The organism is Ilumatobacter nonamiensis YM16-303 (genome assembly GCF_000350145.1).
Classification (GTDB): domain Bacteria; phylum Actinomycetota; class Acidimicrobiia; order Acidimicrobiales; family Ilumatobacteraceae; genus Ilumatobacter_A; species Ilumatobacter_A nonamiensis.
Map to the genome: position 1 here is coordinate 1 of NZ_BAOL01000302.1, position 3609 is coordinate 3609.

Sequence of the window (3609 nt, forward strand, 5' to 3'; positions counted from 1 at the left end):
GCGCTCCGTGCGCGAACTGTTCACGAGATGCCCGGTCTCGGGCCGCTCAGAGCAGCGAACGGCCCGAAACCCGACGTTCCAGGTCGAGCAGGAATCGCTTGGTGTCGACTCCGCCGGCGAACCCCGTGAGCGATCCGTCGCGGCCCACGACCCGATGGCACGGCACGATGATCGAGATCGGGTTCTTCCCGTTCGCCGCGCCGACCGCGCGCGCCTTCTTCTTGTCCCCCATCCGCTCGGCCTGCTCGCCGTAGCTGACCGTTTCTCCGTACGGAATCGAGCGCAGGGCGTTCCACGCGCGCTGCTGGAAGTCCGTGCCGACGGGATCGAGTGTCACGTCGAACACGGTCCGCTCACCCGCGAAGTACTCGGCGAGTTGAGTCGCGACCGCCGCGGTGATCGCGTCGGCAGCCGACGATGCGTCCTGACCGTCGGACCGACCAGCCGCCGGCACGCGTGCTGGATCGTCGTCCGGCCAGAGAACGGCACGGAGGCCGCGATCGGAGACCACGATCGACAGCGGGCCGACCGGACTGTCGACGGTCGACGTGTGTACGGCATCGAGTGTCGGATTGGCTGATGAACTCATGGCCGGTCCTTTCGGGACGGGGTGACGGGCTCCGTGGGCTGCGCCCACAGATGATGAACGGCATACGAGCGCCACGGCGCCCAGGTGGTCGTGTCGGGTGTCGACCCGATGCGACGAAGTGCGTGGACGACACCGAGGTCGGTGCCGAGCATCACATCGGGGTGACCGAGCCCTCGCATGAGGACGTAGTCCGCGGTCCACGGTCCGATCCCGCGCAGCTCGAGCATCTTCGCTCGCGCTTCGGACGGGTCGACACCGACGTCGAGCACGAGGTCGCCGTTCGCGACCGCTGCGGCCGCACGGCGGATGGTGTCGCGACGCGCCGTCGGCATCGAGAAGGCGTCGTCGGGCGCGTCGGCCACGACGTCGGGACTGGGAAACGAGACGCACAGATCGGACCAGCTGGCAACCAGCGCCGGATCGACGGTCGTACCCGTGGCCCGGACGAGTTTGGCGGCGACCGTGCGCGCTCCCGACACGGAAATCTGTTGGCCGATGATGGCGCGCACGAGCGTTTCGAACGGGTCGACACTGGCGGGCGATCGCCGGCCCGGAGTCGCCTGCACCATCGGTCCGAGAACGCGGTCCGCCCCGAGATGGTCGTCCACGGCCGCAGGATCGGCGTCGAGATCGAGCATTCGTCGAACGCGCTGCACCGCGGTGGTGAGATCGGCCCAGTCGTCGACGCGCAGCCGGGCGACGACGTGATCACAATCGTTGTCCGTCGTCAGCGACACCGCCCCGTCGCCACCTGGCAACGACAGCGTGCGTCGATAGCGCTGGATGCCATCGACCCGGTCGCACGTTTCGACACCAGGGATCATCCGGCGGCCGAGGAACTCGAGCACGTCCGTCCCCGCGAACGGGAGTCGGGTCGGCAATTTCAGGGTGACGGTCGCGCTCGAGCCGGCATCGGCGTCGGCCGGGCGCCGTGTCCGTCCAGCGCTCCGCAACGCTGACGGTGTCGCGTCGAAGACCTCACGGATCGTGTCGTTGAACTGACGAACGCTGCCGAACCCCGCGGCGAACGCGACGTCGGTCAACGCGAGGTCGGTGGTCTCGATGAGCACCCGCGAGGTCTGAGCGCGTTGTGCTCGTGCGATCGCGAGTGGACCGGCACCGACTTCGTCGGTCACGAGGCGGTTGAGATGTCGCTCGCTGTACCCGAGACGGGTCGCGACACCGCCCACACCATCGCGCTCGATCACACCATCGGCGATCAGCCGCATCGCGCGGGCGACCACGTCATGACGCACGTTCCATTCGGGAGAGCCCGGCGTGGCGTCGGGGTGACAGCGTTTGCATGCGCGAAACCCGCTCTGCTGCGCCGAAGCCGCCGTGTGGTGGAACTCGACGTTCGTCCGCTTCGGCGTGACCGCAGGACAGCTCGGCCGACAGTAGATCCCGGTGGTTCGAACGGCCACGATGAATCGTCCGTCGAATCGCGCATCGCGACTCGAGGCGGCGGCGTAGCAGAGGTCGGGGTCGAGTGGGGCCACGACCCCATCATCGCCGACCGAACCGTCATCGACCAGCGAAAATCGGACGTCGGAATGCCCCGTCCGATTTCCGCTGTTCTGGTGGGATGGGATCAGTCGCCGGACGAAGCAGACAGCGCGTCACCGGACGCCACCATCGGCCGGGCCTCGACGGTCGGGCCCGCGTCCGGGGAGCCGGAGGGCACCACGAACCGACGGAGGACGAACAGCCCGACGGCGACCATCGCGACACCGCCGTAGAACGCCGATTGCTTGCCGACGACCTCGCCGAGCGCACCGACCGTGAGGCCGCTCATCGCCGAGCCGATCTCGAAGAACATCGTGAACGAGCTGATCGCCAACGCTCGCTCGTCATCACCGACGCGGTTGACCGTCAGTGCATTCAACGAGGGGTAGTTGAAGGCGGCGCCGATTCCCATCATCACGGCGGCGAACCACAGCACCCAGATCGCGTCGATCGCCGCCACGGCGACGAGACCGACGCCGAGCGCGACCAGTGCGACCGTGACCATCCGCCGGGGGCCCAGTCGTTCCGGGAGCGTGGCGCCGAAGATGCGGATCAGGAGCGACATCAGGGCGTACACCAGGAAGAGCCCGCCCGACGATCCCATTCCGAGGTCGCGGGAGTACTCCGGCACGAACAGGAAGAAGGTCGTGAGCCCACCGACGCCGAGCGCCAGCACGATGCCGGGCAGAACCGCCGCGGGGTGGACGTAGCGAGCGAGACCCGTGCGTTGCGGTGAAGCGCCGGGGAGCACGCTGCGACCGGTTTGGGCGTCGGGCGAGACCACGAACGCGGGGACGAACAACGCGATCGCGCCGGCGATGACGGCGAACACGCCACCCATGATGAACGTTCGCTCGAACTCGGTGTCGTTGAGCACGAACTCGCCGAGCACCGGGCCGATGCCGAGACCCGTGAACACCGCGACCGAGAAATAGCTCGCACCTTCGGCCCGCCGGTCACGTGGTGAGAGGTCGGCGATGAGGGTCGCGGCACCCACGAACATGGCTGCCTCGCCGATTCCGGTGAGCATCCGGAACGCGAGGAGCAGTTCGATCGACTCGACCTGGCTCATCCCGAACCCGCCCGCCGCAGCGATGAGCGTGCCGGCGACCATCACGGCGCGTCGACCGAAACGATCCGCGAGGCGCCCGATGAAGGGGCGGGCGATGATCGCAGCGACCGCGAACACCGCAACGTTCAATCCGACATCGAACTCACCCCCGCCGAGTGGACCCTCGATGTAGAGCGGAATCAGCGGGAGCAGCGTCCCGATGTACATGAAGAACGCGAGCGCACTGACGGTCACGACGATGAACGGCGCGGTGACCAGACGATCGGTCGGAGCGACGTACGTGCGCCGTTCGCGCCTCGTCTCGACTCGCTCGTTCACCGACATCGCAACATCTTGCCGCCGCAATGAAGTTCTCCTTCGTTCGGCAGCCCCCACCGCCCAATGTCACAGCCTCCCCCCCCACCCCGATCTCGTGATCTGTTCCGGCGCTCCGTGCGCGAAC

At 67.8% G+C, this 3609-nt stretch carries 3 protein-coding genes; all 3 read right to left on the reverse strand.

Translation table 11 applies throughout. From position 1 onward, the window contains the following. Positions 1–46 precede the first annotated feature (46 nt). The 3 genes from ON45_RS20070 to ON45_RS20080 all read right to left on the reverse strand — a co-directional run bounded on the left by ON45_RS20070 (position 47) and on the right by ON45_RS20080 (position 3491). Complete coding sequence (locus ON45_RS20070; RefSeq protein ID WP_040496476.1) at positions 47–589, reverse strand: methylated-DNA--[protein]-cysteine S-methyltransferase; 543 nt, start codon at positions 587–589, stop codon at positions 47–49. Further along, the gene (locus ON45_RS20075) at positions 586–2088 is read right to left on the reverse strand and encodes a DNA-3-methyladenine glycosylase 2 family protein (protein WP_040496479.1); all 1503 of its coding nucleotides are present in this window, start codon (positions 2086–2088) and stop codon (positions 586–588) included. The genes ON45_RS20070 and ON45_RS20075 overlap by 4 nt, the downstream gene beginning before the upstream one ends. A gap of 92 nt (positions 2089–2180) precedes the next feature. Continuing rightward, positions 2181–3491, reverse strand: a complete 1311-nt coding sequence (locus ON45_RS20080) for an MFS transporter (RefSeq protein WP_040496480.1) — start codon at positions 3489–3491, stop codon at positions 2181–2183. Positions 3492–3609: the final 118 nt, after the last annotated feature.

Excerpts from the sequence above, each read along its gene's own strand:
- ON45_RS20070 (WP_040496476.1), bottom strand. The coding sequence starts at position 589 with ATGAGTTCATCAGCCAATCCGACACTCGATGCCGTACACACGTCGACC.
- ON45_RS20080 (WP_040496480.1), bottom strand. The coding sequence starts at position 3,491 with ATGTCGGTGAACGAGCGAGTCGAGACGAGGCGCGAACGGCGCACGTAC.